The 14,249-nt window shown below is 37.9% G+C and carries 15 protein-coding genes and 1 tRNA gene; 2 read left to right on the forward strand and 14 right to left on the reverse strand.

Translation table 11 applies throughout. The annotated features are described in order from the left end of the window. Nucleotides 1-3 precede the first annotated feature (3 nt). The gene (gene istB / locus AQ505_RS13440) at nt 4-720 is read left to right on the forward strand and encodes an IS21-like element helper ATPase IstB (protein ID WP_062547714.1); all 717 of its coding nucleotides are present in this window, start codon (nt 4-6) and stop codon (nt 718-720) included. 101 nt (nt 721-821) lie between these two features. Here the strand turns inward: istB and AQ505_RS13445 are convergent, their stop codons facing one another. The 5 genes from AQ505_RS13445 to AQ505_RS13465 all read right to left on the reverse strand — a co-directional run bounded on the left by AQ505_RS13445 (nt 822) and on the right by AQ505_RS13465 (nt 5,920). Beyond that, on the reverse strand, nt 822-1,019 hold the full coding sequence (locus AQ505_RS13445; RefSeq protein ID WP_062548658.1) for a DNA modification system-associated small protein: 198 nt from the start codon (nt 1,017-1,019) through the stop codon (nt 822-824). Between the two features lie 116 nt (nt 1,020-1,135). Next, complete coding sequence (locus AQ505_RS13450; RefSeq protein WP_062548659.1) at nt 1,136-3,175, reverse strand: hypothetical protein; 2,040 nt, start codon at nt 3,173-3,175, stop codon at nt 1,136-1,138. A 268-nt stretch (nt 3,176-3,443) separates the two neighbouring features. Then, on the reverse strand, nt 3,444-4,556 hold the full coding sequence (locus tag AQ505_RS13455; protein ID WP_062548660.1) for a PD-(D/E)XK nuclease family protein: 1,113 nt from the start codon (nt 4,554-4,556) through the stop codon (nt 3,444-3,446). A 452-nt stretch (nt 4,557-5,008) separates the two neighbouring features. Next, a complete protein-coding gene (locus AQ505_RS13460; protein WP_062548661.1) occupies nt 5,009-5,281 on the reverse strand; it encodes a hypothetical protein in 273 nt (90 codons plus the stop codon). A 36-nt stretch (nt 5,282-5,317) separates the two neighbouring features. Further along, nucleotides 5,318-5,920, reverse strand: a complete 603-nt coding sequence (locus tag AQ505_RS13465) for a hypothetical protein (RefSeq protein ID WP_062548662.1) — start codon at nt 5,918-5,920, stop codon at nt 5,318-5,320. Between the two features lie 403 nt (nt 5,921-6,323). On the opposite strand from AQ505_RS13465, the gene AQ505_RS13470 reads away from it, so the two are divergent. Next, complete coding sequence (locus AQ505_RS13470; protein WP_197286178.1) at nt 6,324-6,569, forward strand: helix-turn-helix domain-containing protein; 246 nt, start codon at nt 6,324-6,326, stop codon at nt 6,567-6,569. A 401-nt stretch (nt 6,570-6,970) separates the two neighbouring features. Here AQ505_RS13470 and AQ505_RS27250 read toward each other — a convergent pair whose 3' ends face one another. The 9 genes from AQ505_RS27250 to AQ505_RS13510 form a co-directional block, all read right to left on the reverse strand. After that, on the reverse strand, nt 6,971-7,717 hold the full coding sequence (locus AQ505_RS27250) for a site-specific integrase (protein ID WP_335337964.1): 747 nt from the start codon (nt 7,715-7,717) through the stop codon (nt 6,971-6,973). Between the two features lie 5 nt (nt 7,718-7,722). Then, nucleotides 7,723-8,184: an Arm DNA-binding domain-containing protein gene (locus AQ505_RS27255; RefSeq protein WP_335337965.1), complete on the reverse strand. Its 462-nt coding sequence runs from the start codon at nt 8,182-8,184 to the stop codon at nt 7,723-7,725. A 204-nt stretch (nt 8,185-8,388) separates the two neighbouring features. After that, a complete protein-coding gene (locus AQ505_RS13480; protein ID WP_062546817.1) occupies nt 8,389-9,372 on the reverse strand; it encodes an ISAon1 family transposase in 984 nt (327 codons plus the stop codon). Next, on the reverse strand, nt 9,353-9,718 hold the full coding sequence (locus AQ505_RS13485; protein ID WP_062546818.1) for an ISAon1 family transposase N-terminal region protein: 366 nt from the start codon (nt 9,716-9,718) through the stop codon (nt 9,353-9,355). Before AQ505_RS13485 ends, AQ505_RS13480 begins: the two co-directional genes overlap by 20 nt. A 51-nt stretch (nt 9,719-9,769) precedes the next feature. Continuing rightward, the gene (locus tag AQ505_RS13490; RefSeq protein WP_231634866.1) at nt 9,770-10,402 is read right to left on the reverse strand and encodes an ISAon1 family transposase; all 633 of its coding nucleotides are present in this window, start codon (nt 10,400-10,402) and stop codon (nt 9,770-9,772) included. Nucleotides 10,403-10,733: 331 nt separating this feature from the next. Continuing rightward, on the reverse strand, nt 10,734-11,099 hold the full coding sequence (locus AQ505_RS13495) for an ISAon1 family transposase N-terminal region protein (protein ID WP_062546819.1): 366 nt from the start codon (nt 11,097-11,099) through the stop codon (nt 10,734-10,736). Between the two features lie 163 nt (nt 11,100-11,262). After that, nucleotides 11,263-11,335: transfer RNA gene (locus AQ505_RS13500), tRNA-Lys, on the reverse strand. A 261-nt stretch (nt 11,336-11,596) separates the two neighbouring features. Next, nucleotides 11,597-13,180: an MFS transporter gene (locus AQ505_RS13505; protein WP_062551011.1), complete on the reverse strand. Its 1,584-nt coding sequence runs from the start codon at nt 13,178-13,180 to the stop codon at nt 11,597-11,599. A 1-nt stretch (nt 13,181) separates the two neighbouring features. Next, nucleotides 13,182-14,234: an HlyD family secretion protein gene (locus AQ505_RS13510; RefSeq protein ID WP_062548663.1), complete on the reverse strand. Its 1,053-nt coding sequence runs from the start codon at nt 14,232-14,234 to the stop codon at nt 13,182-13,184. Nucleotides 14,235-14,249 lie beyond the last annotated feature (15 nt).

The raw sequence follows: 14,249 nt of genomic DNA on the forward strand, positions 1-14,249 counted from the left end.
AGAATGAACATTGAAACACAGCTTAAACAGCTTCGTCTGCACGGAATGAACCGGAGCTGGCAGGCCTTAACAGAAACAAGAAAGCTCCATGAGCTTACCTTTAGCGAAGGAATGGAAGTTCTTCTGCAGGCCGAAAGCGATGACCGGGACGGCAAACGCTTTGAAAGACTACAGGCTAATGCCAACTTTCGCTACAGGGCATCAATAGAGGAACTGAATATGGAGACCGCAAGGGGGCTAGATAGGTCGCTTATTGCAAATTTTGCGACAGGCGAATACATTCCTAAAGGGGAAGCAATATTGGTATGCGGTTCTACTGGTACTGGAAAAAGTTTCCTGGCGTCAGCGCTGGGACATCAGGCATGTACTCAGGGATACAGAGTGGCTTATTTTAATGTCCAAAAATTATTGCTGAAAACTAAAATGAGCCGTATTGATGGTACTGTATATAAGTTCTTCGAGAAAATATCAAAGGCCGAGTTGCTTATCCTTGATGATTTCGGACTGACCCATCTCGAACAGCAGCAGCGGATGGACATGATGGAGATTATAGAGGATCGCCATGCATCAAGGGCTACCATAATTGCCAGCCAGTTACCAGTGGCGAAGTGGTATGATATCATCGGAGAAAATACAATTGCCGATGCACTTTTAGATCGTATGGTGCATACTTCATACAGAATTGAACTAAAAGGAGAAAGTCTAAGAAAAAAAAGGTAAAATTGTCATGCCATCAGATTCTGATGAGCCAAATCCCAGACGGGGTCAGTATGATGCATTACTGGGGTCAACATCACCATAATATCCAACTTATAGCTATTTTACTTATTTTCATTGTCTAAGGATTTTTCTATTTCAGCACCTATGTTTTGTTGAATATAATGATTGCGTTTTTGAAGTTTTTTTATCCTTGTGGCCTTCAATAAGGCGTCAATTGAGCTATATTCTATTCCTATTGATTTACAGATGACTTTTAGATCATCAATCTGTTTTTCTTTTATTGAGGTCATGTTGTTCATAAGAATGATAATTTTAAAAATTTATTGGTCTATTTAAGGTTTAATTTATGTTAAATAACAAAAACATTTTTTTCTTTCAGTCATTATTTTTAATTGAAATATTTTCAGTGAGGAGTTTATGACATTATTGTTTTTTTATACCTAGCGCTAAGACCTTTATATAAATCCATTAGATTATTAAATTCTTCTTTTTTACTTTCTTCCATTTTGTTATCTCGGATCTTAATTGATTGTATATTCATAAAACGATACAATCGCTCTTCACTGTTATTTTTAGATGAAAAAGGAAATCTATTATTTTTCTCTAAAAATTGCTTTAGTTCTGAAAACCTTTCATCCCAAGCCTGTCTTAACATTGGAGCCTGGTCTAATCTCACAAAGTTGTTCGTGTCATACTGCTTGTTTCTTAGGCCAATTGTTAAACCAGTGAAAAATGTAAACCTATTATTTCCCTCCATTTGCAGATTTGAATATATACTTTTGGCGTTTGTATCTCTGAATTGATTAACATACTCGGTTATTTCATTGATGTGTTGAGGTGAGGACTGAGATGATAAAAATTCTTCTGTAATATCTCGTATAGTTCCACCACGAATATTTTTTTCAGATTCCCAGATCTTTAATCCGTATATGCTTGATCTGCCAATAGGTACAAATCCTGTTTTCCTTGTCATTGATGCTCTTAGACTGTTTTCATCAGTTTTGTAATCAGGATATAAGCTGATAACCTTTTCATAGATTTCAAAAACTTTAGACGGGCACCCTAATTTGTCAAGGGCTTCATAGGCGTATTCATAAACCTGTTTCATTGAGTTTCTCTTAAAGAGAATGCGTTCGTTTGTATCTAATATTATCTCAAATTCGTTGAATAAAATATATTCTGCACACCTAATGATTTCTTCTGAATGTTCAGACAAACCGTCTTTTGCAAACTCTAATAGGTACGCCTCAAATTCAAAATAATAATCATTGTCATTTTTTCCTTGAGAACGGTTTGCAATATCATCGATACAAGCTGCAAAATCAAAAATGTTAGTTAAATCGGTACGGATTAAATATGTTGTCTTCCAATTATGCCCTATTCTTGTGGTTTTATTAAGTACTATATTTTCTTCATTCCCAATTAGTGAAAAACTATGACTCAGTAGAATTGAAAAGATTTTATTTATAAAAAGCGAATTGAAGTCGTTCGATTCCTTTTCATTTATATCATTAACAATAGCATTGTCAATAATAATTATTCCTGATGAGAGATCAAGGCCATAAAGATTTAAGGCATGAAATTCTAGGTTTTTAATAAATGAAAACCGATCAAATAAAGTATCGTAAATTTCTTTTCTAATTTGTCGCGCGCGTTCTTTGGTTATATCTAACTTATATGCTATTTCAACTAAATTCTCAATGGGAGAATCAGAGATGTAGTTAAGACCATTTTTGAAAACATTTTTATCTCTAGCATCAAATATTATCTCATTATCAATTAGTACTTGAAGCGTTTTAAAGAGAGGTAAACCTTTTGAAAACTTATTCATATTATGTATCTCTGAGATGACGTCAGTTGGAATGTCAAATCTCTGAGTTAAGTATGAATTAAACAATTCCTTGGTTAACAGGTCCTCATCTTCAAAATTAGCAATAATGGTTATTTGGGACTTAATTTTTGAGATAAATGTTTTTAACTCTAATTCAGACTTCTCTCCAATGTTTGGCAATGAAATTATGTCAAAATTTGTATCTGATAACAACTCCATTAAGCCTGTTATGCTTACATTCGAGCCCAAATAGTGATTTAAAGCGTTTGAACTTCTTACTGTTAGCTGTCTGTATTGAGAATCAATTATGTTGTTAAGAATATTTCTTTGTCTTATTGTAAGGCTTTGGATTTTTTCTGGTATTGAGTTTTCAATATAGGTTTCGCATATTGTTATATCTAAATTAATGATGGGCTTGTATTTTTTGCTCAGCTCAATCAGTTCTTTATTTGACTTTTGTCCACAGTTTCTAATGCTACAAAAGTTGCCATGTTCTAAGAAAAAAAATACAATGGCAGAAGCATCCCTCAAGTCTGCTTGGATACAGGCATTATATGATCTGACACTCATGTCTTCGTAAAGACATAGTTCTTTTAAGCTCAGGTTGTGAATAACTTCGTTCATAAGATAATTAGCTTTAGAGTAATAATTTTATAGATCATTAAACTGAAAACTATAGTGTTTTGCTGATTTTAATTAAAATTACTGGTTCTTGTTAACTTTTTTTTGCTGCTTTCAGTAATTAAGGAAAATTATTTTCGAAGTCTAATATAAGAGTTTTATTTCAGGAAGTGTTTAGTATGTTTTTTGTAAATATTTAATGTTGTTTGTTCGAGTTGTATGTTCCTGTGTTTCTTTATTAGGCTGTAATTAGTTATAAATGCCTCTTTTGTTAACTTTCTGTCTCATTAACTATTTTACTTAACAAGCAGTAGTAGTAGTCAAGCTTTTCAATGATCAGTGTCTGATCGTCATCCTCTATCACCTCCATGTGCAGGTACACACGGCCATCCGTGGTCTTATCGAGATAATTGTTGGGGAAGAGTTCTGTCAGACGGTCCTCATAGGGTGCAAAATCCTTAATTTTCCAAGTCGTGATATATATCTTAAAGCGGCTTAGTGGATTGTTGTTTAATATCTCATAAGAGGCTTCTATGCCAATTCGTTTCTTTTCTGAACCATTGTTGAAGGCATCATATCCCAGATCCCAACCTTCCCATATCCACCATCTGTCATCGTTGGTCTGGAATTTTATGAGCTTTATCAGTTCAGAAATTCTGTTTTGTTGGACCTTAAGTACGCGCTCATTATACTTTGTATAAAGTGCGATAAGATTGTCAATCTTTTCAGCATTACTTGAGAAAAAATGTGAAAGCTTATTGTTTTCATAGGTTTCTCCGGTCATATTTTCGATGGTTTTAATAAAGTCATACATAAATAACAAATACTTTTGGTTGCCTTGAAAGATGTAATCTCCGATGTTTTGTTTAATCTGATTGAATAAATCGGTATAGGTTACGATCAGAAAATTGTTTTTATAGATGAAATCCCTCTCGTATTTATTGGTAATGCTCCTTACTGTCAATATAAGCTTAAAGACATTCTTTTTTCCGTAAAGCGCAATCTGGTTAGAATAGATTTCCAGAGGATTGTATACAGAGGCATTGATTTTATTTTCAATACCAATCACCATATCGGGGCTTTTGATCAGTATATCCAGTCTTTTTCCTTCAGAGTTCAGCTCATTGATCACCTGTATTTGATCATTTTTATATAATATTTTATTATTAGGCGCAATGATCTGTAATAAGGAGTCTATGAACAGGTTCTGAAAATTGTGCTCATTGGTCGGGTCAAAATAAAAACACAATAATCGGGAGCAGATTTCTTCAAACCGACTAGATGGATACCTGCATAGTTCAAGGTAAGTAGATTCAAGTACAATCTTGGGTTGCTTGTCAAATTCGTTTAATAGTTCTTCATAGAATTCGATGTTTTCAGTCATTGTGGGTTGTTGTAAAAATCAGATCACTTAGGACCGTCTAATTTGGTTGTGCGGTGTGTACTCAGTATTGACTATCATGGTCGTTTAAGAAAATAATTTATAACTCCTAAAGTGTATTGTAAAAGTAAAAAATATAGGACATTATTAAATACGGTTTCCCGTATTTAATAATGTCTGTTTAGATGTTTTTAGATTAATTTTTATTTTTGAAATCTTTTCAAGAGCCTGCCTAAGAAGAGTTGAGTGATATGGTTTTTTATTTAAATAATTGTCCAATTATAGCTTTCTTGACTTCTAAGAAGGATAAAAAAGGGGATATGGTAGACTGTTTTTGCAGGAGGGTTTCCTTGCGCATCTGTGGCTTGCAAAAACATCTTAGACCATGGCCCCACCGCACGGTTTTTGCGAGGGTGTTTATGGATTAGGCCATGGTTTTGAATAAAGGCAATAGTTCAATCATCGATCAGCATACTTTTTAGACTATCAATTTCCGGAAGCTGATAGGCTAGTGTGCCCTGCTGAAAGTCAAACAGTTTTTCCATCAGAATGACTTTTTCATACGGGATATCTTGTGTGCTTTCCGGAAGTATTCTCCGGTAATTGTGGAAAGTGTTTAATGAAATGCTTAAAAGGTCTGGCAGAATTTGCATCGCTTTACGGTATTGCCATACATTGAGATTGAATAAATATTCATCGATCTTGTATTTTCTAATTTGCTTTTCCATGACGTCATGTATTAAGTTCGGTTATCATTTATGGGTTTAGTTTACTGTTGTGGTAGTATTATTGATGCAGAAAACGGTCTGGCTACTGTCAATCAGATAGATTACTTCAATTAGTTTTTCTATGTACTCCTTGACAACCACCATTGCACTTCCATCTTCCAAAACCTCATCTATAGTGGGCTCCCTGTAGGCATATTCCACTATCCGACTAAATATTAACCTCCATTCGTTTAAGCTCATGAAGCTGAAAAAGTCTTTAAAAAAGCACTGGGTGTTTTTGATTTCCTTATCCGAAAGGGTTTTAAAGTGGGTGGTAATAAGTGTGCTGTAATACCTGTTAAGGTCTATTTCGCATGGCGTAAGTGTGCATGGATCACAATGCAAAGAGAACTTTGTATCCCTGCAAAAGAAGATGTGACCTGCTTCCAGTAATTTCAGCAAGCACCTGTAATTGTAGAAGTATTCTTCACTTTTTCCATACTGTTGGTTGGTACATGCTGATTTGATCAGCAGTAGAATTTCAGTGCGGAAGGCTTCAATGTCTATTTCATATCTGCAAAAATCTGAAATGAATACGTGTGGGTTTAAGATCTGCTTATCTGTAAGCTGATTGTACCGGAGTTTGTTTCTATTACTCATAATTTTGAATTTAATGAGCCTTGTAGAAGCTAGATCCCCCTAGAGGGGGCTGGACACCTGCATTCTACATTTGCAACCGAGGCACTGGTAAGCCCGCCTTAACTTCAAAATAAATTGAAACATCAGCTTTACCATTTCTTTCAAAATGGTTATCGTACAAAAATATAAGCAAGCGCCAGCCCCACCTAAGCGGCACAGGACTACGAATGTAGGGATTTGGCGCCATACTTACACTCGCACGATAAATTACCAGTTTTTCGGTCGCGAGGCTCGTTGGGTTAAATAATTGAACTATTGTAGTTTATATCATATTTTGATAAATTGGTTGGATAGTAAATATAGAATAAAAATGTCATACATGTATGTCTTTTGTTTTGTTATTTTTCTATCCCTTTACAATACGATGAATGAGCCTATAAACATATCCCCGATAGAACAATATGTGATTGATTACGTAATCAAGCTAAGGAAAGAAAAGCAGCTTAAACAGGAAGATATCGCGACTATTTTAAATGTGAAGCGCACATTTGTGACCAACGTAGAAAGCGCAAAAAACAGAGCAAAGTATAACCTTGTGCATATTGCAAAATTGGCCGATCATTTTGGGCTTTCTCCAAAAGACTTTTTACCTAAAGAGGTTAGTTTGTAATTTATTTAGTGTCAACCTAGCGTTATGTCGCCTAGTGCATAAGTAATAAGCTGGATAAATAGCCAATTAACTCAGTGTTTAGTTACCTAAGTGTAATGTCGATTAGGTAACAAAGTGATAGGCTGACTAAGTAGACTCGTTGCGTAGTTTTGTCCAGACGACATACAAAAATTCGCTTCCAAAGTTCATCTTCCAATTACAAAATTTGTTTGTTTTGTAATCGGCAAGTTGTGTTTTTGGGTACCCAAAAACTCCCTTGACTTTATTTATTCTAGCCCGAAAAGTCTAGAATAAATAAAGGAGAGAAAACCCCTGCGCAACTTGGGGTTTCTAAAAGCCCCTCAAAAAAACTAAAAAATACAGGAAGGCGGTTTGGGCGGATCAGCCAGTTCAACGAATTGTTATTGGTATTTCTCTCTTAATAAAGCCATATCTGCACCGACCTTAATGTCTAATATCTTAGCATAGTGCTGTGTCGTTCTGATATTGGTATGCCCAAGCATCTTCGATACGCTTTCAATTGGCACCCCATTTAAAAGTGTTACAGTGGTAGCAAAAGTATGGCGGGCAATATGGGAGGTTAGTTTCTTGTCAATTCCGCAGAGATCCGCGATCTCTTTCAAGTACTCGTTTAACTTTTGGTTGCTGGGAACAGGAAGTAGATTCCCTTTATTTACGCAAACCTTGTTTGTTGCATAACGATCCATAATTTTAACTGCTGTAGGCAGTAGGGGAATTGCAGATCTGGTTTTTGTCTTTTGCCTGTTGGTGAAAATCCATCGCTCTCCGTCATTTCCTTTTTGGATGTGCTCTTGTTTCAGTTTAAATACATCCACGTAAGCTAATCCGGTAAAACAGCAAAAGACAAAGACGTCACGCACCTGCCTTAATCTTTCAGATAGAAACTCTTTTCCAGCGATCTGTTCCAGTTCCTCCTGATTGAGATAATAGCGGTCAACATTCTTAGTTTTGCCTTTGTACCCTAGAAAATGATCCTTTTCCACCCAGCCGTTTTCCAAACCAATGCGCAGTATCTTTCCTAAATTCTTGACGTTCTTAACCACATAGTTATTCTCGCAGTCTTTATCCGACCTTAAATAGTAGTCGAAATCATTCAGGAAGGCTTGATCTACTCTTTTAATGTCCATATCAGTCAGTCCGTATTTGTAAAGGATGAAAGCTGATAAATGTTTTCTAAGACCTTATAACGGTTCAATGTGCCCTGTACGTAACCTTTACCCACTAAAGACTGCATCTTTTCATTATGATCTTTAACAGCCTCCAGTAAGGTATGTGAGCCATCCATTTTACCCAGATACCTGCATTTAATGGCTTCCGAAGTTATTCCGATACCAAAACTGACCAACTCCTGATGTGCCTGATAAATGGAACTTTGCAGTTGATCCAAATAGGAATTAAGCATTTTAACATCTTCTTTAGTTCCGATTAGTCGGTTTGAACGCTTACTCCAACGGCTTGGGTTACAATCCCTGCTGGTCGCAATTTCTGCGCGTTTACCATCAACCGTAATTCTCATGTAGATAGGGGTGTTGCCGCTGATGTAGTTCTTTTGCTTTTTCAGATAAAAAAGCAGGCTGAAGTTCGTTTTCATCATTTAATGATTAAGGGTGAAACAAAAATAGCTTTGCAGTTTAACGCTTACAAGATGTTCAGTGTGTAACTACCTGTTCAGTAGTTAAATATGTGGCATTCGGTGAGTAGGGTGAATTTTCCAAATGACTCACCGAATCGCTCACTTTTTATATGAGAATTGGGGATCAATGCCAAAAGTTGTGGAGCAGTGGTTTGAATTTCGCTGTTAAGCATACAATTGTGTAAGTCTGAAAAGGAAGAATTCAATATTTTTGACGCCTCTAAACTGAGCTCTAAAAGCTTTGATTTTGGCGTTGAAAGATTCGGCAGAAGCGTTTGTAGATCTGCGATCAAAGTAGTTTAATATGGTCTGATAATGATTCTGTATCGATCTTGCAATGGTGTTGAAAGCCTTGAAGCCAGTTTGCCTGACTCTTTCGTGCCATTTAGCCAGCTTGGCCAGTGCAAAGACCTTATTCTTTGTGTTTTCAAATAGCTGACTAAGCCCCATACTCAGCCCATATGCTGTTTTAAGATCAGGAAATCTTTCAAATAGAAGCTCAGCACGATCCTTTTGGCTTTGGGTCCAATCGGCAGGCTTTTTATACAATACGTATCTTCCCCTGGCGAGTAATTGCTTGACCGTATCCCCGTTATGGAGTACTTCCGGATGAAAAGGGTGGCCTGTTTTCTTTGATTGCTCAATGGCTTCATTTTCGATATCCATCGCTTCCCATCTATGTTTAATCCGCATTTCCTGTAGCGCTTCGGTAGCCAGTTTCTGCACATGGAAACGGTCAGTGACTCTGATAGCTCCTGGAAAACAACGTTTGCAGATTAGTTCCATATTACCTGCCATATCCAGGGTAATCTCGGTCACCTTTTTTCTCAGCCGTTCAGGAATTTGTTGCAATACAGAAATCACCGTTTCGGCTTTAGTTCCCGCTACAATAGCCACGATAGCCCCTTTTTTACCTTTAGCAGCTTTATTGGTGATAATAGTATAAAGTTCACCATGGGACAGACTGGTTTCATCAATGGAGAGCTGTTCACCAAGATTCTCCGGGTATAATAGCCATTGTTTTGCATGTGCTTTTTGATCCCAGCTTTTAAAGTCGCTGAGGTAATCACGGTACTGACGAAGCAGGTTTTTGACCTTTACACCATAAAATGAACTGATCGTATCAACGCTACTCGGGGCTGTATCGATTGATTTCTTTTAAAAAAGCCGCGAAATCTCCTGTCATTCGCGTTCCTTTCTCAACTAAAGTCCAATCCCGGTAGATCACTTTGCCGCTTTCCAAATTGATCCAGCGCCGGCGTTTGATATGATAGAAGACCTTATGTCCACGAATGGGGAAATCCTGAACCACGATCTGCGGGAAAAAACCTTTTGACTGCACCTTGAGCGAGCCCCATTCTGTAGGCAGTTGATTGAGTTCTTCCAACTGAATATGAAAAGTGTCAGGGTCTTCAATGGCATTGGTAAATTCAAAATTCTCTATGATAAATTCCGGTAAAAACAGACGAAGTAAAGTGGTGCTCGCAGAAGGCATAAATAAAAGGATCAATCCCAAATGTTGTGGAGCAAAACTGATTTTCTGTTGTTAAGCATACAATTGAGTTAGTCTGTACAGGAAGAATTCTATGTTTTTCACGCCTCTAAACAGATTTCTGAAAGCCTTTATTTTTGCATTAAAAGATTCTGCGGAAGCATTAGTAGATCTGTTGTCAAAGTAATTTAATATAGTCTGATAATGGTTCTGTATAGATCTTGCAACTGTATTGAAGGCTTTAAATCCTGTTTGCCTTACTTTTTTATGCCATTTGGCCAGTCTGGCCAATGCAAAGATTTTGTCCGTTGTATTTTCAAAGATTTGACTAAGCCCAAAACTGAGGCCATAGGCTGTTTTAAGATCGGGAAACCTCTCGAATAAGAGCTCTGCACGGTCCTTTTGACTTTCTATCCAGGCAGAAGGCTTTTTATACAATACATATCTGCTACGGGCAAGCAACTGCTTGATGGTATCTCCATTATAGAGTACTTCCGCTTGAAATGGCCTACCTGTCTTTTTTGATCTTTCTATAGCTTCATTTTCCTGATCCATAGCTTCCCATCTGTATTTGATCCGCATTTCCTGTAGTGCCTCGATAGCCAGTTTCTGTACATGAAACCGATCGGTCACTCTGGTTGCTTGCGGAAAACAACGTTTGCAGATCAATTCCATGTTACCAGCCATATCCAAGGTGACTTCAGTGACCTTTTTTCTTCCCCTTTACGGCATTCTTTTCAACACGGAAATAACGGTTTCCGCTTTCGTGCCTGCTACAATGGCAACGATAGCCCCTTTCTTACCTTTTGCGGCTTTGTTGGTAAGGATGGTATAAAGTTCACCATGGGATAGACTGGTCTCGTCTATAGAAAGCTGTTCACCAAGATTTTCCGGATATAACAGCCACTTTTTTGCATGCGATTTTTGATCCCAGCTTTTAAAGTCACTGAGGTAATCACGATATTGACGAAGTAGATTCTTAGCTTTTACACCATAGAATGAACTGATGGCATCAACGCTACTCGGCGCTGTATCGATTGATTTCTTTTAAAAAAGCCGCGAAATCTCCAGTCATTCGCGTTCCCTTTTCTACTAAAGTCCAATTCCGATAAATCACCTTGGACGTTTCTGTATTGAGCCATCGGCGTCTGCGGATATGAAAAAACACTTTATGCCCACGGATAGGAAAGTCTTGAATTACAATCTGAGGGAAAAAGCCTTTGGACAAAACTTTGATCCCATCCCACTCTGAGGGAGGATTATTCAATTCTTCAAGTTCGATGTGGAAGGTTTCACTATCCTCAATAAGCCCTTTGAATTCAAAATTCTCTAGTATAAAATCTGGCAGAAATAATCTGAGAAAGGATGCAGTACCTGATGGCATAAATATAAAACTGTATGGAAATGCAAATCTATATTTTTATCGCATGCTCCACAACATTTGGGATTGATCCAGAATTGGTGCAAGTTTTGGTACCCCCGTAAAAGTAAAAAGGCCGTTAATCATGCGATTAACAGCCTTTTGTACGTTTTGATTTTGAATCTTGTGATCCCGCTGGGATTCGAACCCAGGACCACTACATTAAAAGTGTAATGCTCTACCAGCTGAGCTACGGAATCATTTATGTTCCCTTGTTTCGGGAGTGCAAAGGTAGATAAATAATATTAAGTTGCTAATTAATTTGAAAAATAATTGTGTTAATTCTGAGCTGACTCCTGTTTAATGAAGCTTTATATTGCTTATTTGTTTAATAATCAATTGTTTCTGATCTCTGATAAATCAGTAATTTTTTTTACTTTTTTTTAGGGGTACATCATCAAAAGCAGCGATTTATTATCCTGCCAGGTAGTTTATCGTAATAAATTCTTTAAAAACACATTTTAACTTCCCCAAATCCTGTTTTTAAAGATATCGAAGGTTTGTCTGAGGTGGCGATTGAAAATCAATAAGACTACTAAAACAATCAATCCAAAGCCAATAGCGGTAAAGATCTCCATATTGGAGAGTAAAACACCTTGTTTTTTCAAGCCAGCAGTAATCTGCTGCATTGCTAATGTACTGGCTTCATCCAGGCTAAAACCTTTCCCTTGGAACTTTTGGGTGTACCTGCTGATTTGTTCCTGAATTTCCGGACGTTCAGGAATAATAGTCTCCCTGAACTTGCTGTAATGTTTTTGCTCCAAAAAAACCTGTGCATTTTGCATCACACAAAAGCCAATAGTGCTGCCCCAGAACCTTCCAGTCACACCTACAGTGCCAGAAAAAGGGGCAAGGTATGCTGGAACAGAAGAAACGGTAAACAGTACCAGGGGAACAAACAAAATCCCTACAGCAACGCCTTGCAGAATATACGGTAAGACAATATCTGCTAAGGATACATCGGGGACAAATAGGAAGGTAAACCATAAATGATAAACTGCCATCAGGCTAAATCCAAGAATGAAAATATACCTCGTTGCCACTGCTTTGGAAAGCAATATCGCGGCAATAAAGATCCCTATCAGGTCTCCCAGGGCATTTAAGTATTGAATATTGGCTACGCGTACCGGCTCCCAATTCCAGACTTTGCTCATCGTTGTGTGACAAATGTTCAAGCTCGCTCTTGAAATGTAAAAGAGAACAAATAAAACCAGTCCGGTTCGCAGATTTGCGTAGTGGAAAACCTTTAAATCAAAACATGGGCGCTTCACTAACAGCTGTCTTACAAGGAACAAACCAGAACTAACTGCCGTAATCGCTGTTGCGAGGGTGATCTGTGAAGATTGGAACCAGTATTTCTTTTCTCCATAAATCAATACAAAAGCGCCGCAAATAATTGCCGTATGGACCAAGACATAACTTGCCCAATCTACCTGATAAAGTGGTGTTTTTTTATGAAAACGATGTCCGTTGAAAGTGATCAGCACCAAGGCCACGCATATCAACTGAAAAAATGCCGACCCATACGCCATGTATTTCCAGTCGTAATTTTCCAGCAGCCACACTACGATGTTCATGATAAAAGGAGAGGCGATCAGCAAAGTTCCATACGTCAGGGAGAATACGATGATGATGGCATTTTTAGATTTGAATCTGCTGAGCAACAGCAATCTCAAGGGGATCCATGGCAGGGCCATTAATACACCTTCTACCATCCTCAAGATAATAAACAATACATAATCATGCGTATATGCCGAAATGATAAAGCTAACTGCCGCCAAGAAATAGATGGCCATGAAATAATTGCGTGTTGGAAAGTACTTAAATAAGCGGCTTTCAATCAATATAGTTGCTAAAAAAGTACCATAAGTGAGGCTCATTGCATACTGTAAATCCTCGACTTCTACATCCAGAAAACTTGCAGAATAGGTCGTATTAGAGGTATACAATCCTAATAATACCATGGAATGCAGCATACAAAAGATCAATACTCCTTTTACTGCCCAATCGGGCATCCAAGGCTTAAATACAGTCTGATTGGCCATGTTATTTCTGATGGTTAGCAACAACTATCACATTCATCCCTGCTCTTAAAAACTCAGTTTCCTTTACAGGGTCGGTCAGTTTTATGCGTATTGGAATTCGCTGTTCGATTTTCACAAAATTTCCAGTGGCATTGTCGGGAGGAAGCATTGAAAACCTTGCACCACTTGCCGGAGAGAACGATTCTACAATCCCATTAAATACCTGATTGCCGCTGGCATCTGCTTTAAAAGTGACCTTTTGGCCAATCGTAATCCTTCCTACCTGTGTTTCTTTATAATTTGCTGTAATCCACTTCTCCTGGCTCACTACCGAAACCAGCGTTTGTCCTTCTTTGACCAGCTGTCCGGGTTGAATGGTTTTTTTGCCCACCCATCCATCGTAAGGAGCCGTTAATATGGTGTAGGAGAGGTATAGCGCGGCGTTATCTACTGCTGCTTTCTTCCCGCCGATGACAGTTTTTGCTACTGGTACTTTCGACGAAGCTTCGGAAGTACTCAATGCGGTAGACTGCAGTGCGTGCAAAATTTCTTCGTAATGAGCCTTTGCTGAATCGTAATTTGATTTCATGGTTTCCACCTGTTGCTGGGTCGCTGCATCTTCTTTCAACAGCGCATTGTAGCGTTTATATTCTTCTTCCGCCTTCCATACCTGAGATTTTGCCGCATCCAGCTGAGATTGCTGAACCGCAGTATTACTTCTTGTAGTGGCTACGTTTCTTTGCAGTACGCCAATACTCTCTTTCGCGTTTTCAATTTCCGACAAAGCCAGGTCTAAATGTGATTGATATTCTCTGTTGTCGATGACGATTAAAGTATCACCCTTGTGTACAAATTGATTTTCTACGTATTTTACTTCCTGCACATAACCGGTAATACGCGTCACTACTGGAGTCACATATTGATCAATCTGCGCATCATTTGTCTCCTCATTGTTATTGTAAAAGATGAAAAACCAGATGCCCATGATCAGGCCTCCTGCAGCGATTATGCTCGCAATAATGGTAAAAAAAGTGTGGAATGGGCCATGCGGTGCAGGCGCTTTTGCTGTGTTCATTGTAGACTAAGAGGG

The sequence above is a fragment of the Pedobacter sp. PACM 27299 genome (genome assembly GCF_001412655.1).
In the GTDB taxonomy this organism is placed as follows: Bacteria; Bacteroidota; Bacteroidia; order Sphingobacteriales; family Sphingobacteriaceae; genus Pedobacter.